Origin of the sequence: Streptomyces sp. NPDC053541 (assembly GCF_044544705.1) — a bacterium.
Taxonomy (GTDB): Bacteria; Actinomycetota; Actinomycetes; order Streptomycetales; family Streptomycetaceae; genus Streptomyces.
This window is the reverse complement of the sequence record NZ_JBITXM010000006.1, coordinates 235,800-260,918: the sequence shown is the minus strand read 5'-3', so window position 1 is coordinate 260,918 and position 25,119 is coordinate 235,800. Positions and strand designations below refer to the sequence as shown.

Here is a 25,119-nt window from a genome sequence, read left to right as displayed (position 1 = left end):
CGGCAGCCGGTACGCGATGAGGGAGGGGGGCCGCCCGTGGCCCTGAGTCTGCGCAAGGTCGAGGAAAGCGCTCCCGCGCTGGTCAGCCTCTACAAGAAGGCGGGCGAGTCGCTCCGCAGACACGGGATCGACGGGCAGCGGGTCGCCGTTCATCTCGTCGTCGACTACTCCGGCTCCATGAAGCCGTACTACGCCGACGGCTCCGTGCAGGCCCTCGCCGACCGGGTGCTCGGCCTGTCCGCGCAGCTCGACGACGACGGGCGGATCCCCGTGGTCTTCTTCTCCACCGACATCGACGCCGAGACCGAGATCGCCCTCGACGCCCACGAGGGCCGGATCGAACGGATCGTCGCCGGGCTCGGGCACATGGGGAAGACCAGCTACCACCTGGCCATGGACGCGGTCATCGACCACTACCTGGACAGCGGCACGGACGCGCCCGCGCTCGTCGTCTTCCAGACCGACGGCGGTCCGATCAGCAGGCCCGCCGCCGAGCGGTACGTCTGCAAGGCGGCCCGGCTGCCGCTGTTCTGGCAGTTCGTCGGCTTCGGCGACCCGGACAGCCGCCAGTTCGACTTCCTGCGCAGGCTCGACGACCTCGCGGTCCCCGGGAAGCGGGTGGTGGACAACGCCGGCTTCTTCCACGCCGGCCGGGACCCGCGCCGGGTCCCCGACGAGGAGCTGTACGACCGGCTGGTCGCCGGCTTCCCCGCCTGGCTCGCCGCCGCCCGCGCCCAGGGGATCGTCCGGTCCTGAAGCGCGGTCCCGACGGGAGGGGCCCGACGGAGGCACGAGGAAGGTACGACGGGGGGCCGACGGGGCCTGACGGGCCGGAATCCACTGGTCTGGAGCGGGCGTGCGGGCGATAGTGGCCGCATGAGTTCACTCGTGCGCCACGTCACCATCGACTGTTCCGACGCCTACGCCCTCGCGTCCTTCTGGGCCGGGGTGCTCGACGCCACGCTCTCCGAGGACGACAAGCCCGGCGACCCCGAGGCCCTCCTGGAGACGCCGGGCGCCGGCCTGCTCTTCATCCGGGTCCCCGAGAAGAAGACCGTGAAGAACCGGGTCCACCTCGACCTCCAGCCGCAGGACCGCACCCGCGACGAGGAGGTCGAGCGGGTCCTCGCGCTCGGCGCCACCCTCGTGGACGACCAGCGGCGCCCCGACGGCACCGGCTGGGTCGTGCTCGCCGACCCGGAGGGCAACGAGTTCTGCGTCGAGCGCTCGAAGGCCGAGCGGGGCGAGTGATCCCGGCGGCCGGACCGGTGGAGTAATCCGGACGGAAGGTGTCGGGATTCCGGTGTCTCCTGGAGCCATGGGAGACACCGGAACCACAACCCCCAGCAGCTGGGCGGCCTTCGAGGCCGCCGAACCCGAGTTCGCCGCGACGGTCCGCGAGCGCTTCGGGCAGTACACCCACCACGCCCTCGCCACCCTCCGCAAGGACGGCTCGCCGCGGCTCAGCGGCATCGAGGCCGACTTCCGCGACGGCGAGCTCTACCTGGGCATGATGCCGAACTCGCTCAAGGCCCGGGACGTGCGCCGCGACCCGCGCCTCGCGCTGCTCGCCAACCCCGGCGAGGGCACCTCCATGGGCGGCGGCGACGTCCGGATCTCCGGCCGCGCGGTCGAGATCACCGACCCCGCGCGACTGGAACGGTACGGGCGGGAGGCCGGCGCGCCGCAGCCGTTCCACCTCTTCCGGGTCGAGCTCACGGAGGTGGTGCGCACCTTCGTCGAGGGCGAGGAGATCCTCTTCCGCACCTGGTGGCCGGGCCGCCCGCCGCGCACCCTCCGCCGCGGCAACGACGCCTCCCCGCCCCGCGAGGACCCGGCCTAGGCCGTCTCTTCCGGATCTTGCCGGCTCTCGACTCCCCCCAGAGCTTCGCCTGGATGGGGGTGCCCCCGGCGGAGCCTGGGGGAGTCCCCCACCGCATCGCTTCCGCCCCTCGGTCCGCCCGGCGGCCGGGGAGGTACCCCCACCTCCGCCTTGCGATCTTGCCCCCGGGTCCTGGCGGGCCTGGGGGCCTCGGCCCTGGGTCCTGGCGGGCCCGGGGGAGGCCCCGGCCCTGGGTTCTGGCGGGCCCGGGGGAGGCCTCGGCCCTGGGTTCTGGCGGGCCCGGGGGAGGCCTCGGCCCTGGGTCCTGGCGGGTCTGGGGGCCTCGGCCCTGGGTCCTGGCGGGCCTGGGGAGGCCCCGGCCCTCGGCGAGGCCCCGGCCCTCGGCCCTGGCGGGCCCGGGGAGGCCACGTGCACCGGACGCCGCTCCCCCCCCGTAGCCCTTCGGGCACGGGAGGTGCCCCTCGATCCGGCCTGATCCGAAAGGAACGACCTAGCCGCGCTCCGCGAGCACCTGGCCGCGGCACCAGGACGGGGTGCCCCAGGCGTCGCGGAGCGGGCGGGCCTTGCGCAGCCAGAGGGAGAGGTCGAGTTCCTCGGTGTAGCCGACGGCGCCGTGGACCTGGAGGGCGGTCGAGGCCGCCGTGTGGGCGGCCTCGCCGGCCGCGACCTTCGCCGCCGCCAGATCACCGCTCGCCGACGAGAGCGCCGCTCCGAAGACGAGCGGGCGGGCGAACTCCAGGGCGAGCAGGGTGTCCGCGAGCCGGTGCTTGACCGCCTGGAAGGAGCCGATCGGCCGGCCGAACTGGGTGCGCTGCCGCGCGTACGCCACCGAGCGGTCGAGCAGGGCAAGGCCCACCCCCAGCGACTGGGCCGCCGTCGCGAGCAGCGCCCACCGCCGGGCCGTGCGCGCGGCGGCGACCACGGCCGGGCCCGCCGCCAGCGGCTCGCCGCCCGGCGCGGGCCGGGCGAGCCGGCGCGCCGGGTCGGCGGACGCCCGCGGCTCGCCGTGACCGGGCGCGAGCCGCAGCTCCTCGCCCTCGACGGCGAACAGCACACCGGCGAGGTCCGGGTCCAGGGCGTAGGGCGAGACCTCGGCCATCGCGAGCGTCGCCGGCGTCGTGCCCTCCGCGATGCCGGGCAGGAAGCGCTTGGCCGGGCCGCTCTCGCCCCGGGCGGCGAGCTCCGCGAGCAGCGCGCCCGCCGCGACCGTCTCCACCAGCGGCCCGGGCACGGCGTGCCGGCCGAGCTCGACGAAGGCGTGGGCGAGTTCCACCGGCAGCGGCCCCACCCCCTCGTACGCCTCGGGCACGGCGAGCGCGAACACGCCCGCCCCGCCCAGCCGGGTCCACAGCGCCCGGGCCGGGCCGTCGTCGCCCGCGGCCCGGGCCCGGACCGCCGCCGGGGTGCCGGTGGCGGTCAGCATCGCGTCCAGGGAGCGCGCGAAGGCGCGCTGTTCGTCGGTCGGCAGGAAGCGCATCAGCGGCGGCCCTTCGGGAGGCCGAGCAGCCGCTCGGCGACGATGTCGCGCTGGATCTCGTTGGTGCCGGCGTAGATCGGTCCGGCGAGCGCGAAGACGTGCCCCTCGGCCCAGTCGGTGTCCGCCAGTTCGGCGTCCGCGCCGAGCAGGTCGAGCGCGGTCTCGTGCAGGGCGATGTCGTACGTCGACCAGAACAGCTTGTTGAGGCTGGACTCGGCGCCGATCCGCTCGCCGGCCGCGAACCGCGAGGCGCCCGCGGCCGTGAACAGCTGGTAGGCCCGCGCCCCGATCACCGCGTCCGCGACCCGGTCGCGCAGCGCCGTGTCCCGCGGATCCGCCCGCTTCTCCCACAGGCGTACGAGACGGTCGGCGGCGGCCAGGAAGCGGCCGGGGGAGCGCAGGGTGAGCCCGCGCTCGTTGCCGGTGGTGGACATGGCGATCCGCCAGCCCTCGCCGGGCTCGCCGACGACGTCCTCGTCCGGTACGAAGACCTCGTCCAGGAACAGTTCGGCGAAGGCGGGCCTGCCGTCGAGCCGCCCGATCGGCCGCACGGTCACGCCGGGCGCGCGCAGGTCGAACATCAGGTACGTGAGCCCGCGGTGCGGCCGGCCCTCGGCGGCCGGCGCCGGGTCGGTGCGGAAGATCCCGAAGGCCCGGTCGGCGAACGCGGCCCGGGAGGACCAGGTCTTCTGCCCGGACAGCAGCCAGCCGCCGTCCGTGCGCACCGCCCGCGAGGTCAGCGCGGCCAGGTCGGAGCCTGCCTCGGGCTCGGACCAGGCCTGCGCCCAGATCGTCTCGCCGGTCGCCATGGCCGGCAGCACCCGGGCCCGCTGCTCCTCGGTGGCGTGCTCGAAGAGGGTGGGGGCGAGCAGGCTGATGCCGTTCTGCGAGACCCGGCCGGGCGCGCCGGCCGCCCAGTACTCCTCCTCGAAGGCCAGCCAGCGGAAGATGCCGGCGTCCCGGCCGCCGAACCGCTCGGGCCAGGAGACCACCGACCAGCCGCCGGCGGCGAGTTCGGCCTCCCAGGCGCGGTGGGCGGCGAAGCCCTCGGCGGTCTCCAGGGAGGGCAGCGGCGCGGCCGGCACATGGGCGCGCAGCCAGGCGCGGGCCTCCGCCCGGAACGCCTCGGTGCCCGCGTCGGGGGTCAGGTCCATCAGCGCACCGCCCGCTTCGCGGCTTCCTTCATGCCCGTGACGTCCATCCCGCCGAGCGGGTCGGCGGCCGTGTCGGCGTTGTGCGCGTGGGCGAGGTGGTGCAGGCCGAAGACCGAGTCGAGGCCGGTGTGCAGGCCCTGGAGGTCCTCGGCCTGGTTGACCGCCCGCTTGGTCAGCGCCAGGCCGAACTGCGGCATCCCGGCGATCCGCAGCGCCAGCGCCTCGGTGGCGGGGCCGAGTTCGTGCCGCGGCACCACCCGGTTGACCATGCCCAGGTCGTACGCCCGCCCGGCCGGCATCCGGTCGCCGGTGTAGAGGAGCTCCTTGGCGATCCGCGGCGGCAGGACCCAGGGGTGCGCGAAGTACTCGACGCCCGGGATCCCCATCCGTACCACCGGGTCCGCGAAGAAGGCGTCCTCGCTGGCCACGATCAGGTCGCAGATCCAGGCGAGCATCAGGCCGCCCGCGACGCAGGCCCCCTGCACCGAGGCGATCACCGGCTTCGGCAGCTCCCGCCAGCGCCGGCACATGCCCAGGTAGACCTCGGACTCGCGGGCGAAGCGCGACTCGGCGCCGGGCCGCTCCGAGTGGTCCCACCACAGCCCGGCCCGCCGCTGGAAGGGCAGGTGCGCGTCGCGCTCCGGGGTGCCGATGTCATGGCCCGCGGAGAAGTGCTCGCCGGCGCCGGCGAGCACCACGACCTTCACCTCCGGGTCCTCGGCGGCCCGGTAGAAGGCGGTGTCGAGGGCGTAGGTCATGGCCGAGTTCTGGGCGTTGCGGTAGCGGGGGCGGTTCATCGTCACGTGGGCGACCGGGCCGCGCCGCTCGTACAGGACGGGATCGTCAGACACGGGCTCATCCTTCCCTAACAAGTGTTTGGTAGGTTACCGTGCCTGTCATGAGCAGCGCCACGAGCAGCGTCGAGGAGTTCCGCACCGAGATACGCGACTGGCTGAAAGACCGCCTCGCGGGCGAGTTCGCCGCGTTGAAGGGACTCGGCGGCCCCGGTCGCGAGCACGAGGCCTTCGCCGAACGGCTCGCCTGGGAACGGCACATGGCCGCCCACGGCTGGACCTGCGTCGGCTGGCCGGAGCAGTACGGCGGACGCGGCGCGAGCATCGAGCAGCAGATCGCCTTCCACGAGGAGTACGCCCTCGCCGACGCCCCCGCCCGGGTCAACCACATCGGCGAACAGCTCCTCGGCCCCACCCTCATCGCCCACGGCACCGAGGAGCAGAAGGCCCGCTTCCTGCCCCCGATCCGGGCCGTGGAGGAACTCTGGTGCCAGGGCTACAGCGAGCCCGGGGCCGGCTCCGACCTCGCCGCCGTCCGCACCCGCGCCGTCCGCGACGGCGACGAGTGGGTCGTGCACGGCCAGAAGACCTGGACCTCGCTCGCCCACGCCGCCCAGTGGTGCTTCGTCCTCGCCCGCACCGAACCCCGCGCCCCCGGCGCCCGCCCGCACACCGGGCTCTCCTATCTGCTCGTCCCGCTCGACCAGCCCGGCGTCGACATCCGGCCGATCACGCAGCTCACCGGCACCAGCGAGTTCAACGAGGTGTTCTTCGACGGCGCCCGCACGGCCGCCGCGCACGTGGTCGGCGCCCCCGGCGACGGCTGGCGGATCGCCATGGCCACCCTCGGTTACGAGCGCGGCGTCTCCACCCTCGGCCAGCAGGTCGGCTTCCGCCGCGAGTTCGAGGCCCTCGTCGCCCTCGCCCGCGCCAACGGCGCCGCCGCCGACCCGCTGATCCGCGACCGGCTGGTGCGCGCCTGGGCCGGACTGCGCGCCCTGCGGGCCCACGCCCGTACCGGCGCCGAACCCTCGATGGCCAAGCTCTCCTGGTCGCACTGGCACCGCGACCTCGGCGAACTCGCCATGGACGTGCGCGGCGCCGCCGCCACCCTCGCCGCCGGCGAGCCCTACGAACTCGACGAGTGGCAGCGCCTGTTCCTCTTCTCCCGGGCCGACACCATCTACGCCGGATCCAGCGAGATCCAGCGCACCGTCCTCGCCGAGCGGGTGCTCGGCCTCCCGAAGGAGCCGCGCGCATGAGCGCCCCGCCCCCGTACGTCCCCGGACACGGCCTGCTCGCCGGCCGCACCGCCGTCGTCACCGCCGCTGCCGGCGCCGGCATCGGCGGCGCCACCGCCCGCCGCCTCCTGGAGGAGGGCGCCCGCGTGCTCGTCAGCGACGCGCACGCCCGCCGCCTCAAGGAGACCGAGACCGCCCTCGCCGCCGAGTTCGGCGCCGGCCGGGTCGCCGCCCAGGCCTGCGACGTCACCGACGAGACCCAGGTCCGGGCCCTCCACGACACCGCCGTACGCCTCCACGGCGGCCTCGACATCCTCGTCAACAACGCCGGCCTCGGCGGCACCGCCGCCCTCGTCGACATGACCGACGAGCAGTGGGACCGGGTCCTCGACGTCACCCTGAACGGCACCATGCGCTGCACCCGCTCCGCCCTGCGCCACTTCCGCGACACCGGCCGCGGCGGCGTCGTCGTCAACAACGCCTCCGTGATCGGCTGGCGCGCCCAGGCCGGCCAGGCCCACTACGCCGCCGCCAAGGCCGGCGTCATGGCCCTCACCCGCTGCGCCGCCGTCGAGGCCGCCGCCTACGGGGTCCGGGTCAACGCCGTCGCCCCCTCCCTCGCCATGCACCCCCACCTGGCCAAGGTCACCTCCACCGCACTCCTGGAGGAACTGACCGCCCGCGAGGCCTTCGGGCGGTACGCGCAGCCCTGGGAGGTCGCCAACGTGATCGTCTTCCTGGCCTGCGACTACTCCTCGTACATGACCGGGGAGACGGTCTCCGTCAGCAGCCAGCACGCGTAGGACAACAATGGACGTGTGCCGACCACGAAGAAGAAGACCCAGGTGACCGCCACGCCCGAGCGACGCGCCGAACTGCTCCGCACCGCCGCCGAGGTCTTCGCCGCCCAGGGCTACAACGCCACCACCGTCCGCAAGATCGCCGACGCCGCCGGCATGCTCGCCGGCAGCCTCTACTACCACTTCGATTCCAAGGAATCGATGCTCGACGAGATCCTCTCCACCTTCCTGAACGAGCTGTGGGACGGGTACGACGCCGTGCTCGCCGCCGGGCTCGGCCCCAGGGAGACCATCGAGGCCCTGGTCACCGAGTCCTTCCGGGAGATCGACCGGCACCGCCCCGCCGTCGCCATCTACCAGAAGGAGGCCAGGCACCTCGCCGACCAGCCCCGCTTCCACTACCTCGCCGACTCCCAGGTCAAGTTCGAGAAGGCCTGGCTCGGCACCCTGGAGCGCGGCGTCGAGACCGGCGTCTTCCGCGCCGACCTCGACGTCCGCCTCACCTACCGCTTCGTGCGCGACACCGTCTGGGTCGCCGCGAGCTGGTACCGCCCGGGCGGACAGCACAGCCCGGACGAGATCGCCCGCCAGTACCTGTCGATGGTGCTCGACGGGATCGCCGTACGAACCCCCTAGACCCCTCCAGAGGAGCAGCCATGGCCGAGGCCTACATCGTCGACGCGGTCCGCACCCCGGTGGGCCGCCGCAGGGGCGGGCTCGGCGCCGTCCACCCGGCGGACCTCGGCGCCCACGTCCTCAAGGCGCTCGTCGGGCGCACCGGCATCGACCCGGCCGCCGTCGAGGACGTGGTCTTCGGCTGCCTCGACACCGTCGGGCCGCAGGCCGGCGACATCGCCCGCACCTGCTGGCTCGCCGCCGGGCTGCCCGAGGAGGTCCCCGGCGTCACCGTCGACCGCCAGTGCGGCTCCTCCCAGCAGGCCGTCCACTTCGCCGCCCAGGGCGTGCTCTCCGGCACCCAGGACCTGGTCGTCGCCGGCGGCACCCAGAACATGACGATGGTCCCCATCGCCTTCGCCTCCCGGCAGGCCGCCGAACCCCTCGGCCTCACCGAGGGCCCCTACGCCGGCTCGGAGGGCTGGCGGGCCCGCTACGGGGACGCGCCGGTCAACCAGTTCCACGGCGCCGAGCTGATCGCCGCCAAGTGGGGGATCACCCGCCGCGACCAGGAGGAGTTCGCCCTCCGCTCGCACCGGCGGGCGCTGCGCGCCCTCGACGAGGGCCGCTTCGTGCGGGAGACCGTCCCCTACGGGAACGTGACCGTCGACGAGGGCCCGCGCCGCGACACCGGCCTGGAGAAGATGGCGGCCCTCCCGCCGGTCGTCGAGGGCGGCACCATCACCGCCGCCTGCTCCTCCCAGGTCTCCGACGGCGCCGCCGCGATGCTGCTCGCGAGCGAGCGGGCGGTGCGCGAGCACGGCCTCACGCCCCGGGCCCGGATCCACCACCTCTCGGTGCGCGGCGAGGACCCCATCCGCATGCTGTCCGCGCCGATACCGGCCACCGCCCACGCCCTGAAGAAGACCGGCATGACCCTCGACGACATCGACCTGGTCGAGATCAACGAGGCCTTCGCCCCGGTCGTCCTCGCCTGGCTCAAGGAGACCGGGGCCGACCCGGACCGCGTCAACGTCAACGGCGGCGCCATCGCGCTCGGCCACCCCCTCGGCGCGACCGGCGTGCGCCTGATGACCACCCTGCTGCACGAACTGGAGCGCACGGGCGGCCGGTTCGGGCTGCAGACGATGTGCGAGGGCGGGGGACAGGCGAACGTGACCATCATCGAGCGCCTGTAGCGCCTGTAGCGCCTGGAGGGCCTGTCCGGCGGATCGGGGTCGGACAGGCCCCGGGGCGGTCAGCCCACCAGACGGTTCCGGAGGGCGGCCAGGGTCCGCAGGTCCAGGCCCAGGCCGTCGGTCACATAGGCGTAGAGGCCGCCGTAGCGGGAGCGGACCTCGGCGAGCGCCGCGTCCAGGTACTCCCGGCGGACCTCCTGGAGCGGAATGATCAGATCAGGGTTCTCCATGTACCCGGACTGCCTCAGGCCCTCCCGGACGCGGGCGTCGTAGGCGGCGCGGTAGGTGTTGGACGCCAGGTAGTCGTCGGTGGCGAGGGACTCGGGGACGCCCACGAGCACCAGCAGCAGCCAACTCGCCCACCCGGTGCGGTCCTTCCCCGAGGTGCAGTGGAAGAGCTGCGGGCCCGCGCCGGGGGCGGCCAGCTCGCGCAGCGTCGCCCCGAAGCCGGCGCGGTTGTCGGCGCCGGTGACGAAGGTGCGGTACACCTCCGTCATGAAGGCCGCGGCCCGGCCGCCGCCGAGCATCTCCTCCTGCCGGACCGGGTCGCGCGAGCCGATCGCGGCGAGCAGCTGCCCGTACAGCCCGTTGTCGGTGACCGGCCGGGACAGCGCGGCCACCCCGGCCGGCAGCCGGTCCGTCCCGTCGTAGCGCACCTCCAGCGTGATCCGGAAGTCGACCACCCGGGCGAGCCCGAGGCCGCCCAGCACCGCCACGTCGGCGTCGGTCAGCCTGGCCAGGTGGTCGCCGCGGTAGACGAGGCCGTGGCGGACCCGCGCGCCGTCGTAGGTGCCGTAGCCGCCGAGGTCGCGGACGTTGACCGCGCCCTGGAGCGGGACCCGGCGGACGTCGCCCAGCGTGCGGACCCGGGGCCGGGCCAGGCCGGGCGGGGCGGTGACCGCGAGGAGCGCGGTGGCGCCGGCGGTGCTCAGCAGTGCGCGTCTCGACAGAGACATGGCTGACTCCCTCACGAGGATGGAAGGGTACGGAGCACGTGCGCGGCCTCGGCCATGACGCGGGTCACGAGTTCCTCGCAGCTGGGCAGGTCCTCGATCACCCCCGCGACCTGTCCGGAGGCCATGACGCCGAGGTCGGTGCGGCCCTCGACCAGGGAAGCCCTCAGGAGCATCGGGGTGTTGGCGGCGAGCAGGACCTGGCTCCAGGACAGGTCCTTGCCGTGGCGCATCGCCAGGCCGTCGCGGATCATCGCGGCCCAGGACAGGCCGCTGATCCGGCGGAAGCCCGCGGCCCGGCGCACCGCCTCCGCCAGGCCCCGGACCCGGCCCGCCCCCTCCAGGGCGGCCACCATCTCGGTGCGCAGCATCCGGTGCGGCAGCCCGTCGACGGCCGTGGTGACGGTGACGTCCTTGACGCCGGCCGCCAGGTACCTCGCCTTGACGGCGTCCGGCACGGGCGAGTCGGAGGTGAGCAGGAAGCGGGTGCCCATGGCGATGCCGGCCGCGCCGTAGGAGAGGGCGGCGACCAGACCGCGCCCGTCGTGGAAGCCGCCGGCCGCGATCACCGGGATGCCGACCGCGTCCACCACCTGCGGAAGCAGCACGGTGGTCGCGACCTCGCCGGTGTGCCCGCCGCCCTCGCCGCCCTGCACGAGCACGGCGTCCGCGCCCCAGGCGGCCACCTTCTCGGCGTGCCGGCGGGCCCCGACGGACGGGATGACGACCACCCCGGCGTCCTTCAGCTCGGCGATCAGCTCGCGGGAGGGCGCGAGGGCGAAGGAGGCGACCCGGACGCCCTCCTCGACGACGATCCGGACCCGTTCGCGGGCGTCGGCGGCGTCGGCCCGCAGGTTCACCCCGAAGGGCCGGTCGGTGCGGGACCTCACCTCCCGCACGGCCGCGTGCAGTTCGGGCACGGTCATGGTGGCGGAGGCGAGGATGCCGAGCGCGCCCGCGTTCGCGGTGGCCGAGACCAGCCGGGGGCCGGCCACCCAGCCCATCCCGGTCTGCACGATCGGGTGCTCGACGCCGACGAGCTCGGTGAGCGCGGTCCTCATCGGGCCGGGACCTCGCGCTCGCGCAGTCCGGCCGGGTCCAGGACCTCGCGGATCAGCCGCAGCTCCTCGGCGGTCGGCTCGCGGGTGAGCGGCACGTCGCCGTCGACCGCGAGCTCGAAGCCGGTCGCGGCCCGTACCTCGTCGACGGTGACGCCCGGGTGCACGGAGGCGAGCCGCATCCGCTGGTCGGGGGTCGCGAAGTCGAGCACGGCGAGGTCGGTGACCACCCGGGGCAGCCGGTGGTAGGGGCCGACGGCGTGGTCGTAGCCCACCCCGCAGATCATGTCGACGCGCTCCACGAAGACCCGCGGCGAGTGCCGGGGGATCCAGTAACTCACCGGGTTGTTCAGGGTGTTGACGGGTGCGCCGCGCACTCCGAGCAACTGCCGGGCCGGCCGCTCCCAGTCGCCGACGCAGGAGATGTTCTGGTTGCCGTGGCGGTCGATCTGGCTCGCGCCCATCATCACGTGCCGCTTGCCGCCGGTGACCATCGTCAGGTGCCGGCGGTACGGCAGCCAGCCCTCGGGCCGCCCGTCGGGGCCGACCAGCAGCGCCTCGCCGTCGGTGAGCAGCAGGTCGGGGGAGAAGGTGCGCCTCGCGAGCCGGGCGCCGATGCCGGGGATCAGGCCCATCGGGCTGGCCAGCACCTCGCCGTCGCCCCGCCAGGCCTCGGCACAGGCGATCACGCAGTACTCGGCGCGGGTGATCGGGTCGTTGCTCACGGCTGCTCCTCCGTCCGCTCGTCGTGCCAGGCCCGCACGGCGGCCTGGTAGTCCTCCTCGCTCTTGCCGGCCAGGAAGCGCGCGGCGAACTCGGGCCAGGGGGTGGTCGCGTAGAGCTTCTGGAAGGGCTCGTCGCGCTCGTGGTCGGGGACGCAGGAGGTGAAGTGCGCCCCGTTCGGGGTCTCGACGACGCCGGTGACGGAGTGCCGGGAGACCAGCAGGGTCTGCGGGACGGTGTCCGCCGGGAAGGAGTCGACCAGCCGCTCGCAGGAGAGGTACGCGGTGTCGGCGGCCTCGCAGAACAGGTCGTCGAAGTACGGGTCGGGGCCCAGGTACTGCCCGTTGCCGAGCCGGTCGGCGCGGTTGACGTGCACCAGGGCGGCGTCCATCCGCAGCGCGGGCACGGCGACGAACTCCTCGCCGTCCTCGTACGGGGAGACGACCGTGCGCAGCTCGGGGTTGACCCGCATGACGTCGGAGCCGAGGCCGGCCCGGACCGGCAGGAACGGCAGCCGGTTGGCGGCGGCGTGCAGGCCCCACATGAACATGGCCTCGTCCAGCTCGGTGAGCGCGAGGGCGCCGCGCTCGCGGGCGGCCCGGAAGTGCGGTTCGAGGGGGATGGAGTCGAGGGTCGCGAAGGGCGCGACGAGGCGGCGGATCCGGCCGGCGGCGGCCAGCAGGCCGACGTCGGGGCCGCCGTAGGAGACCACCGTGAGATCGCTGACCTCGGACCGGAGCAGCGCTCTGACCAGGGCCATCGGCTTGCGCCGCGACCCCCAGCCGCCGATCCCGATCGTCATCCCGGAGCGCAGCCGTCCCACCACGTCCTCGGGGGTCATGGTCTTGTCGGTCATGGCCGGGGCTCCTTCCCGAAGGTGTCGCGGACCCGGTCGGCGACCCCGCTGAGGGCGGCCTCGAAGGTGAAGCCCTGCTCGAAGCGGTAGCCGCGGCGCACGTCCACGGGGTCGATGCCGTTGATGGCGGCCTTGGCGAGCCGCAGGAGCGTGCCGTCCTTGGCCGCGATCTCGGCCGCCAGTTCCAGGGCGGCGGCCCGCAGCCCGGCGCGCGGGACCACCCGCCACACCGAGCCGTGGGCGTGCAGCTCGGCGGCGGTGGCGGTGCGCGAGGTGTAGTAGAGGGCGCGCATCAGGTGCGGGGGGACGAGCCGGGCGAGATGGGTGGCGGCGCCGAGCGCGCCCCGGTCCAGCTCGGGCAGGCCGAAGACGGCGTCCTCGGCGGCGACGATCGCGTCGGCGTTGCCGACCAGGCCGATGCCGCCGCCGAGGCAGTAGCCGCCGACCGCCGCGACCACCGGCACCTCGCAGTCGTAGACCGCCGCGAAGGCCTCCGCGCAGCCCCGGTTGACCGCGAGGAGCGAGCCGTGGCCGGGATCGCGCTGGAGCTCCTTGATGTCGACGCCCGCGTTGAAGCCGCGGCCCTCGGCGGCGAGCACGACGCAGCGGACGTCGGGGGCGCGCCCGGCGGCGCGGACGGCGTCGGCCAGCTCGTACCAGCCGTGTGCCGGAAGGGCGTTGACCGGTGGGAAGTCGACGGTGACGAGCGCGATGCCCTGGTCCGGGCGTGCGGTGGAGACACCCATGAACGGATCAGCTACCTTTCCACCAAACGTTTGTTAGGTGACGCTGGGAGGAAGGTAGCAGCCGATGGAGCTGGACGGGAGGGTCGCCGTCGTCACGGGCGGAACCCGCGGGGTCGGCGCGGGCATCGCCCGGGCCTTTCTGCGGGCCGGGGCCGAGGTCGTCGTCTGCGCCCGCAGACCACCGGACGAACCGGTCCGTGCGGCCGGCCGCGCGGCCGGCTTCCGGCCGCTCGACCTGCGCGACGGGGCGGCCGTACGGGAGTTCTTCGCGCGGGTGGCGCGCGACCACGGGCGGCTGGACGTGCTGGTCAACAACGCGGGCGGGACGCCCTACCGGCTGCTCGGGGAAGGGGAGCCGGAGCGGCACGCCCGGGTCCTCGCGCTCAACCTCACCGCCCCGCTCACCGCCTCCCTCGCCGCCTACGAGCAGCTGCGGGCCGCGCGCGGCTCGGTCGTGATGATCGGCAGCGTCAGCGGCACCCGCCCCTCGCCCGGCACCGCCGCCTACGGCGCCGCCAAGGCCGGCCTGGAGAACCTGGCCCGCTCGATGGCCGTCGAATGGGCCCCCGAGGTACGGGTCAACACGCTGGTCCCCGGCATGGTCCGCACCGAACTCTCCCACCTGCACTACGGCGACGCGGACGGCCTCGCGGCCGTCGGCCGCACCGTCCCGCTCGGCCGGCTCGCCGAGCCGTCCGAGATCGGCGAGGCCGCGGTCTTCCTCGCCTCCGACCGGGCCGGATACGTCTCCGGCGCCTCGCTCCTGGTCCACGGCGGCGGGGAACGCCCCGCCTTCCTGGACGCCGCAACCGTCAACAAGGAGGACTGACATGGGCATCAGCGACGGACGGGTCGTCGTCGTGACCGGCGCCGGACGCGGGCTCGGCCGGGCCCACGCGCTCGCCTTCGCCGCCGAGGGCGCCCGGGTGGTCGTCAACGACCTCGGCGTCGGCCTGGACGGGCGGCCGGACGCCGGCAGCCCCGCCGCCCGGGTGGTCGAGGAGATCCGCGCGGCCGGCGGCGAGGCCGTCGCGCACGGCGGCGACGTCGCCACCGAGGAGGGCGCCGGCTCCCTCGTGCGCACCGCGCTCGACGCCTACGGACGGCTCGACGCCCTCGTGAACAACGCCGGCTTCCTGCGCGACCGGATGCTCGTCAACCTCGGCGAGGACGACTTCGACGCGGTGCTGCGGGTGCACCTGAAGGGCCACTTCCTGCCGCTGCGGCACGCGGCGGCGTACTGGCGGGCCGAGTCCAAGGCCGGCCGGGACGTGACCGCCCGGGTCGTCAACACCACCTCCGGCGCGGGCCTCCTCGGCAGCGTCGGCCAGGGCAACTACGCCGCCGCCAAGGCCGGCGTCGTCGGCCTCACCCTCGTCGCCGCCGCCGAACTGGGCCGGTACGGCGTCCAGGTCAACGCCGTCGCCCCGGCCGCCCGCACCCGCATGACCGAGCGGACCTTCGGCGGCCTCGAGGCCCTCCCCGAGGACGTCTCCCCGCTCGTCGTCTGGCTCGGCTCGCCCGCCTCCGCCGGGGTCACCGGCCGCGTCTTCGAGGCCGAGGGCGGCCGGCTCACCGTCATGGAGGGCTGGCGCCCCGGCCCCACCGCCGACAAGGGCGCCCGCCGGACCCCGGCCGAGGCGGGCGAGACCGCCCTGAAGCTGCTCGCCGAGGCGGAGCCGCCGCAACCGGTGTACGGCGCCGGCGAGTGAGGCGCTACCGGGTGAGCCGGCGGGTGGCCTCGCGCTGCCGCGCCGAGGCGCCAGTCAGGAAGCGCAGCACGACCAGCAGCTCCTCGTCGGTGAACTCCTCGTAGAGCTCGTGCACTTCACGGGCCCAGTCGGCCATCAGGGGCGCGAACTCCGCGAGTTTCGCCGGGCGCGCCTCGACCAGCACCCGGCGCTTGTCCGTCGGGTGCTTCACCCTGCGGACGAAGCCCTTGCGCTCCAGTCGGTCGACCAGCCCGGTGACCGAGGCGGGGGCCAGGCCGGAATGCTCGGCCAGCTCCTTCGCGGTGAGCGCGCCGTGCCGTTCGAGCAGGTCGAGCGTCTTGGTCTCGCTCGCCCCGAGGTCGTACCGGGCCGCCACGGCGGAGTGGAAGGCGACCGAGGCCGCGCTGCTGTCGCGCCCCGCCGTGTCGAGGGCCGAGACGATCTCGGCGCGGCTCGGCCGCGTGTCGCTGTCGTCGGTTGCGGTTCCGGCGTCCCTCTGCGCGCTGCTCATGGGCGCAGCCTAGCAAGATTTATTTCGTTCGGCCGAACGAAAGACTTGCGGGCGCGGAGGTGGCCGTGGAACTATTTCGTTCGGCCGAACGAAATAAATCCGCCCGTCCCGCCGAGGAGCCCGCCATGACCGCCCTCACCTCCGCCCCGCCCGACCACGCCACCGAGCCGCCCCACCCGCGCCGCTGGGCCGCCGCCCTCGTGATGACGGCCGCCGCCCTGATGGACCTGGTCGACACCACCATCGTCAACGTCGCCCTGCCGTCCATCGGCCGCGACCTCGGCGCCTCCGCGAGCGTGCTGCAGTGGACGGTCTCCGCCTACCTGCTGGGCTTCGCCGCCACCCTGATCGTCGCCGGCCGACTCGGCGACCGCCACGGCCGCAAGGCGCTCTTCCTCGTCGGCACCGCCGGCTTCGGCCTCGCCAGCCTCGCCTGCGGCCTCGCCCAGACCCCCGGCCAGCTCGTCACGGCGCGCGCCGTGCAGGGCGTGGCCGCGGCCGTCCTGATGCCCCAGGTGCTCGGCTCCTTCCACAGCCTCTTCCAGGGGAAGGAACGCGGCAAGGTCTTCGGCGTCTACGGGGCCGTGGCCGGCTTCGCCTCCGCGATCGGACTGCTGCTCGGCGGCGTCCTCACCGACGCCGACCTCTTCGGTCTCGGCTGGCGCGCGGTCTTCCTCGTCAACGTCCCCGTCGCCGTGCTCGCGCTCGCCGCCGCCGTCGTCCTCGTCCCCGCCACCCGCGAGCGGGTCGCGGCCCGCCCGCCCGTCCTCGGCAGCGTCGTCCTCGCGGCCGGACTCGTCGCGATCGTCCTCCCGCTCGTCCAGGGCCGCGGCAACGGCTGGCCGCTGTGGTGCTGGCTGCTGCTCGCCTGCGGCGTCCTGACGGTGGCCGCGCTCGGGGCCCGCGGGTCCGTGCTGCCGGGCCGCGCCTTCCGGGTGGCGGCGTTCTCGTACGGCCTCGCCGTCCAACTCCTCTTCTCCGTCGGCATGCAGGGCTTCTTCCTGGTCTTCGCGATCTGGCTGCAGGGCGGCCAGGGGTACACCCCGATGCAGGCCGGCGTCCTCCTCGTCGCCTTCTCTGCCGGCGGCTTCCTCACCGCCCCGGTCGCGGTGCCGCTCGCCGTCAAGGCCGGGCGGTGGGTGCTCGCGGCCGGCGCCCTGCTGATGGCCGCCGGCTACGGCTGGACCTGGTACGCCATGTCCCACGCGGCCGCCCCCGTCCACACCGGCGCCTGGCCCATGGTCCCCGGCCTCCTCGTCGCCGGCGCCGGCCTCGGACTGTTGGTCGTCCCCCTCGTCGACATCGTCCTGTCCGCCGTGCCCGCCACCCTCGCGGGCGGCGCGTCCGGAGTCTTCTCCACGGCCCAGCAGTTCGGCGGCGCCCTGGGCGCGGCCGCGATCGGCACCCTCTACTTCACCGACCTGTCCCTCGCCGACGCGATGCCGTGGGTGGTCGTCGTCTCCCTGCTCACCGCCCTGCTGACGCTCCGCCTCCCGCGCCACGCCGTCGCCGCCTGACGCCCGCGCCCCCGCGCACCCCGCCCCCGAGCCCACCCGGCCCGGGGGCGCCGGCACGCCGGCGCGGGGCGGAACCTGCCGGACGGGACGGCTAGCGGCAGCGGGGCGTCGTCCACTCCAGGCGGGTGCGGACGCGCGGGTCCGCCAGGTGGGGGAGGGCCGCGAGGGCCGTTTCGCGGGCCGGGCCCTCCGGATCGGAGTCGGCGAGGAGCCGGGCCAGGGCGTCGACGGCGCGCGGGTCCTGGCGCAGGGCCAGACCGCGGGCGGCCTCGGCGGCGGTCTCCGGGTCCGGGTCGGCCAGCCGGGCGGCGAGGGCCTCCCGCACGGCCGGGGTGTCGTCGGGGAGTTCGGCGAGCGCCAGGGTGGCCCAGTCACGGACCCGCGGATCGGGGTCGCGGCTCAGCGCGGTGATCCGCCGCACCGCCTCGGCGTGCCCCGGCGGCACGATGCCCGCGAGGGCCGCCGCCACCTCCCGCCGCACCTCCGGGTCCGGGTGCCCGGCCAGGCCGAGGAGTTCGGGCACGGCGGCGCCGTCCCCGCACCGTCCGAGCGCCGCCGCCACCGAGGCCGCCGGCTCCCGGGCGTCCCCCGCCCCGGCCGCCTCCGCCGCGAGCCGGCGCAGCACCGGCACCGCGCCCGCCGCGTGGCCCGGGAGCGCCGCCAGGACCCGCGCGCCCAGCGCCCGGCGCAGCGGGTCCGGCCCCGCGCACCACGCCGTGGCGGCCACGAAGACCGTCTCGGCCGTCCCGTCCGCGCCGGCGGCCAGCGCGTCCACCGCCGTCGTCCAGTCCTCCCCGGCCGGGTCGCCGCAGCGCAGCGCCCGCTCCGCCAGCACCTCCGGCGCCGCCGGTTCGCCCAGCGCGCCCTCCAGGAGCGTGGCGATCGCCGCGTGCCCGGTCTGCCGCTCGTCGCCGCGGCTCGGCGCACCGTCCGCCCGCAGTAGCTCGACCACCACCGTGACGCCGCCGTCCTCCGGCACCCGTCGCACCACCGCCTCGTACGTCTCGCCGGCGCCGCCGCTCTCCACCAGGCCGCGCCGCAGCACGGCCGCCATGTCGACGCCGATCCACCGCCGGGCCTCGTCGAGCGCCGCCCGCAGGCCGCCCGCGCCGTGTGCGAGCAGGGCCCGGACGAGCGAGGGCGAGCCGCGCCGGGCGGCGGCGGTCAGCGGAGCGAGCCCGTCGGGCCCCGGCCGGTCCGGGTCCGCGCCGGCCCCGAGCAGCGCCCGGGCCGTCTCCGTGTGCCCGAGCCGCACCGCCCAGGCCAGCGCGGTGAAGCCGAACTCCTCCTCCTGGTCCGGCTCCGCGCCCGCCGCGAGCAGCGCCCGCACGACCTCGGTGTGCCCGCCGCACGCCGCCCCGCACAGCGGCAGGTCCCCCTCGTCGGGGCCGCTCGCCCGACCGGGGTCGGCCCCGGCGGCGAGCAGCAGCCGGACGGCGCCGGGCTGGTTGGAGACGGCCGCCCGGTACAGCGGGGTCTCCCCGTCGGCGTCCCGGGCGTCCGGATCGGCGCCCGCGCGCAGCGCCCGGACCACCGCGTCGTCCCCGTCACCCAGCGAGTCGAACAACGTGCTCATGCGCCCGACCCTCGCCCGTAACCCCCGAACGGCGCAAACGAATACGGGGCGGACACGGGCCACCGCGCCCCGGAGCACCCCGCCGGGTCCGGACGGGCCCTACGGCGCGCAGTCCAGGACCGTCCCGCACACCCCGCACCGCGCCTTCACCCGCCGCGTCCCCGTCACCCGCAGCCGCTGCCCGCACACCGGGCAGGGGAACACGGCGCCCTCCCCGCCGGCCGCCCGGGCCCGCCGCCGGGCCGCCCATCCCGCGCCCGCGAGCGGCGGCCTGCGCCAGTCCCGCGCGGCCTCGGCCCGGCCCCGTAGCCACGCCTCGTAGGCCACCGCGCTGGTGAACCACGGGGAGGGGTCCTCGCCGAAGGCCTCGGCCCGCTTGGCGAGCACGTACCCGAACTCCTCCGGCGTCAGATAGCCCAGCTTCTGGCGGGACATCCCGTCCTGCCGGAAGGCGTCCAGGAGCAGCCAGCCCGCCCCGAGGTAGCTGGTGACGACGTCCGTGAGGATCTCGTTGCCGGCGACCGTCGGGCGCTCCAGACCGAGCCGGTGCAGCAGCACATGGGTGATCTCGTGGGCCAGCGCGGCCCCGACGTCCCGCTGGTGCGCGGGCCGCGCGAAGCGCTCGTTGAGCTCCACGAAGTACTCCGGGCCCGCGCCCAGCTCCACGCTCGCCGCGTGCTCCATGGCCCGGAAGCTCACCACGATCCGCGCCTCGGGCAGCCCCAGATGGCGGACCAGGGCGCGGGCCACCCGCTGGGCACCCAGATGGACCCCGTCGGTGGGGTCGAACAGCACGTCGGAGGCCGGGACGCTCAGGTCGTAGCGCCGCACGCCGTCCGGGGAGAGCCGCCGGTAGAGCGCCGTGATGGCGGAGCGGACCGTGTCGAGGTGCGGGAAGCCGTGCACCACGGGGGAGGATTCGTCCCTGTGCGGCATCCCGGATCACCCCCTGCGTCCAGGGTACGGGCGGCGGGCTCCGCCGCCCCCCGCCCGCCCCGGCGTGCCCGCCCCTCTGGCCGAAAAGGCCTTCTTGTGACGCCTGTTGGCCGCTGTCCATAATCCGGACGACATCTTGACGGGCTCATGCCATCAAGATCGAACCCCCCACGAAAGAAGGCAGTCGCATGCAGAAGAAGAACAGACTGGTCCGCGCGCTGCAGAAGCTCGCGGCCACCGGTGCCGTCGTCCTCGCCGCCGTCAGCCTCCAGCCCACCAGCACCGCCTCCGCCGCGCCCGCCCCGGTCGTCGGCGGCACCCGCGCCGCCCAGGGCGAGTTCCCCTGGATGGTCAGGCTCTCCATGGGCTGCGGCGGCTCCCTGATCACCCCTCAGGTCGTCCTCACCGCCGCACACTGCGTCTCCGGCTCCGGCACCAACACCAGCATCACCGCCACCGCCGGCGTGGTCGACCTGCAGTCCTCCAGCGCCATCAAGGTCCGCTCGACCAAGGTCTACCAGGCCCCCGGCTACAACGGGCAGGGCAAGGACTGGGCCCTCATCAAGCTCGCCTCGCCCATCACCAGCCTCCCCAACCTGAAGATCGCCGAGACCACCGCCTACAACAACGGCACCTTCACCGTGGCCGGCTGGGGCGCCACCCGCGAGGGCGGATCGCAGCAGCGCTACCTGCGCAAGGCGACCGTCCCCTTCGTCTCCGACGCCGACTGCCAGTCCGCGTACGGCGGCTCGCTCGTGCCCGGCGAGGAGATCTGCGCCGGCTACAACGAGGGCGGCGTCGACACCTGCCAGGGCGACTCCGGCGGCCCGATGTTCCGCAAGGACAACACCAACGCCTGGGTCCAGGTCGGCATCGTGAGCTGGGGCGAGGGCTGCGCCCGGCCCGGCTACCCCGGCGTCTACACCGAGGTCTCCACCTTCGCCGCCGCGATCAAGTCCGCCGCGGCCACCCTGTAGCCCCACCCTTCGCGCACGTACGGGATGCCCGGAGCCGTTCGCGGCCCCGGGCATCCCCGCGCTCAGGACAGCTCCACCGCCCCGCCCGCGCAGCCCTCCAGCTCCAGCACCCACACCTCGTTCGCGCCCTCCCGCAGCACCGGGCCCGGCACGAACAGGGCCTCCTGGGGCCCCGCCGCCGGCCAGTAGCGGCCCAGGCAGAAGCCGTTCACCCAGACGAAGCCGCGGGTCCCGCCCGGCAGACGGAGGGACGCGTCACCCGCGCCCGCGACCTCCACCCACGCCCGGTACAGCCCCCGCCCGTCCCCCCGCCCGCCCGCCTCCCCGAACGGCACCCGGCCCACCGCCTCCGCCGTGAACGCGTCCAGCCGCAGCCCCCGGGCCCGCACCCCGTGCACGTACTGGCGCTCGTGCAGCAGCCCGCCGGTGATCCCCTTCGGCTCGGCGAGCCGCGGCCCGTAGTTCACCCGGCCCAGCGACTCCACCCACACGTCCACCACGGCCGGACCCGCCACCGGCGCCGGCAGCACCGCGTCCTCCTCCGTGAGCACCCCGGCGAAGACCCCGTCCACCCACACCCGGGCCCGGTCCCGCAACCCCGTCACCCCGAGCGGATACGGCTGCCGGGGACCCGGCACGCAGAAGCGGTAGCGCACCAGGCCCCGGTCCACGCCCAGCTCCTCGAAGGACGGCGGCGCCCCCCACTCCGTCTCCGCGCCGCCCAGCGCGCCCAGCACCGCGTCGAGCGACGCCCGCTCCGCGAGCTCCGCCCGCACCGGGGCCGCCAGCCGCGCCGGCGGCTCCGGCACCTCGGGCAGCGGCCCCTCCGCGTACGCGGCCAGCACCTCGCGGAAACGGTGGAACTTCTCCGTCGGCCGGCCCCACTCGTCGACCGGCGCGTCGTAGTCGTACGAGGTCACCGTCGGCAGCAGCCGCCCGTCGTGCAGCTCCCCGGACCGGTTCGCCCCCGCCCAGCCGCCGAAGTTCGAGCCGCCGTGCGCCATGTAGACGTTGACCGAGGCCCCGCACTCCAGGACCTCCCGCAGCGCCGCCGCCGCGTCCGCCGCGTCCCGCACCGCGTGCTCCGTGCCCCAGTGGTCGAACCAGCCGCACCAGAACTCCATGCACATCAGCGGCCCCGTCGGCCGGTGCCGGCGCAGCGTCGCGAAGGCCTCCCGGGCCCCCGAGCCGAAGTTCGCCGTCGCCAGCACCCCCGGCACCGAACCGCCCGTCAGCATGTGGTCCTCCGGGCCGTCCGAGGTGAACAGCGGCACCGACACCCCGCACTCCCGCAACAGCTCCGCCAGCCACTCCAGATAGCGGGCGTCACTCCCGTAACTCCCGTACTCGTTCTCCACCTGCACCATCAGCACCGGCCCGCCCCGGTCCACCTGCCGCGCCACCACCTGCGGCAGCAGCCGCCGGAACCAGCGCTCCACCGGCGCCAGGAACTCCGGGTCCCGGGTCCGCACCCGCCGACCCAGCGGACCCGTCAGCCAGTGCGGAAGCCCGCCGTTCTCCCACTCGGCGCAGATGTACGGGCCGGGGCGCACGACCGCCCACAGCCCGGCCCGCGCCACCGCGTCCAGGAACCGGCCCAGCTCCGCCACGTCCCCGCAGCGGCCCGGCTCCGGCTCGTACCGGTTCCACGGCACATAGGTCTCGACACAGTTGAGGCCCATCGCGGCCAGCATCCCGAGCCGGTGCTCCCACTGCTCCTCGTGCACCCGGAAGTAGTGCAGCGCGCCCGACAGCAGCCGCACCGGCCGCCCGTCGAGCAGAAAGTCCTCGTCACCGACCACGAACTGGCTGAACTCGCTCATGGGCCTCACCCTCGCCCTCTGGCGGCGGACCGGTCCATGGACAAAGATCGTGGCGGTTTGGACCTTCGGACGCCGTCCCGCGCACGGCCGGCCGAGGGGCTTCATACGAGGTCAGGGAGGCGGTCGCGCCGTGTACCACACCTGGATGCGCTACTTCACGCCCAGCCCCGCCCACCACCGGCTCGGCCTGGTCTGCCTCGGCGTCGGCCTCCAGCACGGCGCCCTGCCCACCGTCGGCCCGCGCACCCTCGACCACCACGTCGCCGTCCTCGTCAGCTCCGGCGGCGGCTGGTACCGCGGCCCCGACGGGCGCCGCACCACCGTCACCGCGCCCGCCCTGATCTGGCTCACCCCCGGCGTGCCGCACCACTACGCCGCCGACCCCGGCACCGGCTGGGACGAGTCCTTCGTCGACTTCACCGGACCCGCCACCGCCACCTACACCGAACTCGGCTACATCGAACCCGAACGCCCCGTCGTCCCCCTCACCGACGCCGCCCCCGCCCGCGCCGCCATCGGCCGCATCGCCCGCGCCGCCCGCCCCGGCAACCCCCTCCTGGAGGTCGAGACCGCCGCCGCCGTCCACGAACTCCTCGTCGCGCTGCGCCGCGCCCGCGCCGACACCAACGCCGACGGCGCCCCCGTCCTCGCCGCCCTCGCCCGCGACGCCTTCACCCGCCTCTCGGTCGCCGAGCACGCCGCCCGGCACGGCATGACCCCCGCCGAGCTGCGCACCGCCGTCCGCCGCGCCGCCGGCTGCAGCCCCAAGGACTACCTGCTCACCGTGCGCCTCGGCCGCGCCAAGGAGCTCCTCGCCGCCACCGACCTGCCGGTCGCCGCCGTCGCCCGCCGGGTCGGCTACGACGACCCCGCCTACTTCTCCCGCCTCTTCACCCGCCGGGTCGGCACCGCCCCCATCCGCTTCCGCGAGCAGCAGGGGAGGAACGTCCACGGCGGCTGGTCCACCACCGTTCCGGATCCCGAACACCCGCCCACCCTCCTCACCGGATCCGGATAGGGTCCCTGCTCATGAGCGAGATCGACGAGTCCGTACGGGCCGAGCTGACCCGGCTGCGCGAGAGCATCGACAACATCGACGCGGCGGTGGTCCACATGCTCGCCGAGCGCTTCAAGTGCACCCAGCAGGTCGGTGTCCTCAAGGCGCAGCACCAGCTCCCGCCCGCCGACCCGGCCCGCGAGGCCCGGCAGATCGCCCGGCTGCGGGAACTCGCCGAGAGCGCCAAGCTGGACCCGGCGTTCGCGGAGAAGCTGCTGAACTTCATCATCGCGGAGGTCATCCGCCACCACGAGACGATCGCCGACGAGTCCCGCTGAGCGCGCCGGGCCCCCGGCCCTTCGGGGCCCGGGCCGCCGCCCCGCGACCGCCGGCCGGGAATCTCCGCCCGGCGGCCCCCGCCCGGGTACCGTCAGCCCCGAGGACCCCGTGCCGGCACCGCCGGCCGACGCCCGTCAGCGCACGCCGAGGAGTGGGAACCGATGAGCCGCGTCACCGTATTCACCCTGGGCGGCACGATCTCCGCGCGGGGCGGCGACGCCGCCCGGATGAGCGGCGACGAGGTGCTCGCCGGCCTCGGCGTCCTGCCCCCGGGCGTGGACGTGGAACTGCGCGACTTCCGCCGGGTCCCCAGCTCCTCCCTCTCCTTCGAGGACCTCGCCGCCCTCGCCGACGAGGTCGCCGCGGCCGTCGCCGCCGGCTCCGGCGTGGTCGTCGTCCAGGGCACCGACACCCTGGAGGAGACCGCCTTCCTGCTCGACCTGCTGTGCACCACCGAGGAACCGATCGTCCTCACCGGCGCCATGCGCCGCCCCGACCTGCCCGGCGCCGACGGCCCCGCCAACCTGGCCGCCGCCCTCGCCGTCGCCGCCGACCCCGGCTGCCGAGGACTCGGCGTGCTCGTCGTCCTCGCCGACGAGATCCACGCCGCCCGCTTCGCCCACAAGGGCCACGCCACCTCCGTCGCCACCTTCGTCTCGCCGGGCGCCGGGCCCCTCGGCGCCGTCGTCGAGGGCGAGCCGCGGATCCTGCTCCGCCCCGCCGTGCCCGCCCGGGCCTGCCCGCTGCGCCTCGACCCGGCCGTCCGGGTGACCCTGCTGACCCTCTCCCTCGGCGACCGCGGCGAACTCCTGGACGCCGTCGCCGAGCACCCCGAGCGGCACGACGGCCTCGTCGTCGCCGCCTTCGGCGCCGGACACGCCCCCGCCCGGCTCGTCGAGCCGCTCGCCGCGCTCGCCGCCCGCATCCCGGTCGTCCTCGCCTCCCGCACCGGCGCCGGCGCGACCCTCTCCCACACCTACCGCGGCCCCGGCTCCGAGACCGACCTGCTGCACCGCGGCCTGATCCCGGCCGGACCGCTCAGCCCCATCAAGGCCCGGCTGCTGCTGCACGCCCTGCTCTCCAGCGGCGCCAAGGGCCCGGCCGGCTACGACCGCCCCCGCATCTCCGCCGCCTTCGCCCACCTCGACGGCGCCGGCCTCGCCTGAGCGCCCGCCCCCGTACCCGCGCGCCCCGCACCCCCGCGCGCCCCCGTAACGCCGTGCGTCCCCGTGCACCCCGCACCGACTCCTGAGCTCTCGGTGAACGCCCCTC

At 75.3% G+C, this 25,119-nt stretch carries 26 protein-coding genes; 14 read left to right on the top strand and 12 right to left on the bottom strand.

From position 1 onward, the window contains the following. Window positions 1-36 precede the first annotated feature (36 nt). The 3 genes from ACIGW2_RS17630 to ACIGW2_RS17620 all read left to right on the top strand — a co-directional run bounded on the left by ACIGW2_RS17630 (window position 37) and on the right by ACIGW2_RS17620 (window position 1,843). A complete protein-coding gene (locus ACIGW2_RS17630) occupies window positions 37-756 on the top strand; it encodes a VWA domain-containing protein (protein WP_391655175.1) in 720 nt (239 codons plus the stop codon). Window positions 757-876: 120 nt separating this feature from the next. Next, complete coding sequence (locus tag ACIGW2_RS17625; RefSeq protein ID WP_361588227.1) at window positions 877-1,251, top strand: VOC family protein; 375 nt, start codon at window positions 877-879, stop codon at window positions 1,249-1,251. A gap of 67 nt (window positions 1,252-1,318) precedes the next feature. Then, window positions 1,319-1,843 (top strand): pyridoxamine 5'-phosphate oxidase family protein, encoded by a 525-nt coding sequence (locus ACIGW2_RS17620; RefSeq protein ID WP_391655176.1) that lies wholly within the window; start codon window positions 1,319-1,321, stop codon window positions 1,841-1,843. A gap of 490 nt (window positions 1,844-2,333) precedes the next feature. On the opposite strand, the gene ACIGW2_RS17615 is transcribed toward ACIGW2_RS17620, so the two are convergent. From ACIGW2_RS17615 to ACIGW2_RS17605, 3 genes are read right to left on the bottom strand one after another with little or no spacing between them, the layout of a single operon-like run. Next, window positions 2,334-3,320 (bottom strand): acyl-CoA dehydrogenase family protein, encoded by a 987-nt coding sequence (locus tag ACIGW2_RS17615; RefSeq protein WP_399844361.1) that lies wholly within the window; start codon window positions 3,318-3,320, stop codon window positions 2,334-2,336. After that, window positions 3,320-4,474 (bottom strand): acyl-CoA dehydrogenase family protein, encoded by a 1,155-nt coding sequence (locus ACIGW2_RS17610; protein WP_391655178.1) that lies wholly within the window; start codon window positions 4,472-4,474, stop codon window positions 3,320-3,322. Before ACIGW2_RS17610 ends, ACIGW2_RS17615 begins: the two co-directional genes overlap by 1 nt. Continuing rightward, a complete protein-coding gene (locus ACIGW2_RS17605) occupies window positions 4,474-5,325 on the bottom strand; it encodes an enoyl-CoA hydratase (RefSeq protein WP_399844359.1) in 852 nt (283 codons plus the stop codon). The genes ACIGW2_RS17610 and ACIGW2_RS17605 overlap by 1 nt, the downstream gene beginning before the upstream one ends. A gap of 47 nt (window positions 5,326-5,372) precedes the next feature. Between ACIGW2_RS17605 and ACIGW2_RS17600 the strand changes: the two genes are divergently transcribed. The 4 genes from ACIGW2_RS17600 to ACIGW2_RS17585 are packed head-to-tail and all read left to right on the top strand — an operon-like array spanning window position 5,373 to window position 9,123. Continuing rightward, window positions 5,373-6,530: an acyl-CoA dehydrogenase family protein gene (locus ACIGW2_RS17600; protein ID WP_391655180.1), complete on the top strand. Its 1,158-nt coding sequence runs from the start codon at window positions 5,373-5,375 to the stop codon at window positions 6,528-6,530. Further along, window positions 6,527-7,312, top strand: coding sequence for an SDR family oxidoreductase (locus ACIGW2_RS17595; protein ID WP_399844357.1), 786 nt, complete (start codon window positions 6,527-6,529; stop codon window positions 7,310-7,312). The genes ACIGW2_RS17600 and ACIGW2_RS17595 overlap by 4 nt, the downstream gene beginning before the upstream one ends. A 15-nt stretch (window positions 7,313-7,327) precedes the next feature. Then, window positions 7,328-7,945 carry a TetR/AcrR family transcriptional regulator gene (locus tag ACIGW2_RS17590; RefSeq protein WP_361588216.1) on the top strand — a complete coding sequence of 206 codons (618 nt, stop codon included), beginning with the start codon at window positions 7,328-7,330 and terminating at the stop codon, window positions 7,943-7,945. Between the two features lie 20 nt (window positions 7,946-7,965). After that, window positions 7,966-9,123 carry an acetyl-CoA C-acetyltransferase gene (locus tag ACIGW2_RS17585; protein ID WP_391655182.1) on the top strand — a complete coding sequence of 386 codons (1,158 nt, stop codon included), beginning with the start codon at window positions 7,966-7,968 and terminating at the stop codon, window positions 9,121-9,123. Window positions 9,124-9,182: 59 nt separating this feature from the next. Here the strand turns inward: ACIGW2_RS17585 and ACIGW2_RS17580 are convergent, their stop codons facing one another. From ACIGW2_RS17580 to ACIGW2_RS17560, 5 genes are read right to left on the bottom strand one after another with little or no spacing between them, the layout of a single operon-like run. Further along, window positions 9,183-10,079, bottom strand: coding sequence for a tyrosine-protein phosphatase (locus ACIGW2_RS17580; RefSeq protein ID WP_399844355.1), 897 nt, complete (start codon window positions 10,077-10,079; stop codon window positions 9,183-9,185). Window positions 10,080-10,090: 11 nt separating this feature from the next. Beyond that, window positions 10,091-11,137, bottom strand: a complete 1,047-nt coding sequence (locus ACIGW2_RS17575) for an NAD(P)H-dependent flavin oxidoreductase (RefSeq protein WP_399844353.1) — start codon at window positions 11,135-11,137, stop codon at window positions 10,091-10,093. Beyond that, window positions 11,134-11,859: a CoA-transferase subunit beta gene (locus tag ACIGW2_RS17570; protein WP_399844351.1), complete on the bottom strand. Its 726-nt coding sequence runs from the start codon at window positions 11,857-11,859 to the stop codon at window positions 11,134-11,136. Before ACIGW2_RS17570 ends, ACIGW2_RS17575 begins: the two co-directional genes overlap by 4 nt. Beyond that, complete coding sequence (locus tag ACIGW2_RS17565; RefSeq protein WP_391655186.1) at window positions 11,856-12,713, bottom strand: CoA transferase subunit A; 858 nt, start codon at window positions 12,711-12,713, stop codon at window positions 11,856-11,858. The genes ACIGW2_RS17570 and ACIGW2_RS17565 overlap by 4 nt, the downstream gene beginning before the upstream one ends. Further along, window positions 12,710-13,459: an enoyl-CoA hydratase family protein gene (locus ACIGW2_RS17560; protein ID WP_391655187.1), complete on the bottom strand. Its 750-nt coding sequence runs from the start codon at window positions 13,457-13,459 to the stop codon at window positions 12,710-12,712. The genes ACIGW2_RS17565 and ACIGW2_RS17560 overlap by 4 nt, the downstream gene beginning before the upstream one ends. 64 nt (window positions 13,460-13,523) lie before the next feature. Here ACIGW2_RS17560 and ACIGW2_RS17555 point away from each other — a divergent pair, with 64 nt between their 5' ends. Together ACIGW2_RS17555 and ACIGW2_RS17550 are read left to right on the top strand one after the other, a co-directional pair. Continuing rightward, on the top strand, window positions 13,524-14,288 hold the full coding sequence (locus tag ACIGW2_RS17555; protein WP_399844349.1) for an SDR family oxidoreductase: 765 nt from the start codon (window positions 13,524-13,526) through the stop codon (window positions 14,286-14,288). 1 nt (window position 14,289) lies between these two features. Next, complete coding sequence (locus ACIGW2_RS17550) at window positions 14,290-15,171, top strand: SDR family oxidoreductase (RefSeq protein WP_391655189.1); 882 nt, start codon at window positions 14,290-14,292, stop codon at window positions 15,169-15,171. Between the two features lie 4 nt (window positions 15,172-15,175). Here the strand turns inward: ACIGW2_RS17550 and ACIGW2_RS17545 are convergent, their stop codons facing one another. Then, a complete protein-coding gene (locus tag ACIGW2_RS17545) occupies window positions 15,176-15,682 on the bottom strand; it encodes a MarR family winged helix-turn-helix transcriptional regulator (protein ID WP_391655190.1) in 507 nt (168 codons plus the stop codon). A gap of 125 nt (window positions 15,683-15,807) precedes the next feature. Here ACIGW2_RS17545 and ACIGW2_RS17540 point away from each other — a divergent pair, with 125 nt between their 5' ends. Continuing rightward, window positions 15,808-17,199, top strand: a complete 1,392-nt coding sequence (locus ACIGW2_RS17540) for an MFS transporter (protein WP_399844347.1) — start codon at window positions 15,808-15,810, stop codon at window positions 17,197-17,199. A 91-nt stretch (window positions 17,200-17,290) separates the two neighbouring features. Here the strand turns inward: ACIGW2_RS17540 and ACIGW2_RS17535 are convergent, their stop codons facing one another. Both ACIGW2_RS17535 and ACIGW2_RS17530 read right to left on the bottom strand, forming a co-directional pair. Then, window positions 17,291-18,775, bottom strand: coding sequence for an ankyrin repeat domain-containing protein (locus ACIGW2_RS17535; RefSeq protein ID WP_391655192.1), 1,485 nt, complete (start codon window positions 18,773-18,775; stop codon window positions 17,291-17,293). Between the two features lie 99 nt (window positions 18,776-18,874). Then, entirely contained in the window at window positions 18,875-19,711 is an 837-nt protein-coding gene (locus ACIGW2_RS17530) for a hypothetical protein (protein WP_391655193.1), read from the bottom strand. A 188-nt stretch (window positions 19,712-19,899) separates the two neighbouring features. On the opposite strand from ACIGW2_RS17530, the gene ACIGW2_RS17525 reads away from it, so the two are divergent. After that, on the top strand, window positions 19,900-20,688 hold the full coding sequence (locus tag ACIGW2_RS17525) for a S1 family peptidase (protein ID WP_391655194.1): 789 nt from the start codon (window positions 19,900-19,902) through the stop codon (window positions 20,686-20,688). A gap of 62 nt (window positions 20,689-20,750) precedes the next feature. Here the strand turns inward: ACIGW2_RS17525 and ACIGW2_RS17520 are convergent, their stop codons facing one another. Next, complete coding sequence (locus ACIGW2_RS17520) at window positions 20,751-22,511, bottom strand: beta-galactosidase family protein (RefSeq protein WP_399844344.1); 1,761 nt, start codon at window positions 22,509-22,511, stop codon at window positions 20,751-20,753. A 130-nt stretch (window positions 22,512-22,641) separates the two neighbouring features. Here ACIGW2_RS17520 and ACIGW2_RS17515 point away from each other — a divergent pair, with 130 nt between their 5' ends. The 3 genes from ACIGW2_RS17515 (at window position 22,642) to ACIGW2_RS17505 (ending at window position 25,013) form a co-directional block, all read left to right on the top strand. After that, window positions 22,642-23,529 (top strand): helix-turn-helix domain-containing protein, encoded by an 888-nt coding sequence (locus ACIGW2_RS17515; protein ID WP_399844342.1) that lies wholly within the window; start codon window positions 22,642-22,644, stop codon window positions 23,527-23,529. An 11-nt stretch (window positions 23,530-23,540) separates the two neighbouring features. Continuing rightward, window positions 23,541-23,846 (top strand): chorismate mutase, encoded by a 306-nt coding sequence (locus ACIGW2_RS17510; protein ID WP_361588186.1) that lies wholly within the window; start codon window positions 23,541-23,543, stop codon window positions 23,844-23,846. A gap of 162 nt (window positions 23,847-24,008) precedes the next feature. Next, window positions 24,009-25,013 carry an asparaginase gene (locus tag ACIGW2_RS17505; RefSeq protein ID WP_399844340.1) on the top strand — a complete coding sequence of 335 codons (1,005 nt, stop codon included), beginning with the start codon at window positions 24,009-24,011 and terminating at the stop codon, window positions 25,011-25,013. Window positions 25,014-25,119: the final 106 nt, after the last annotated feature.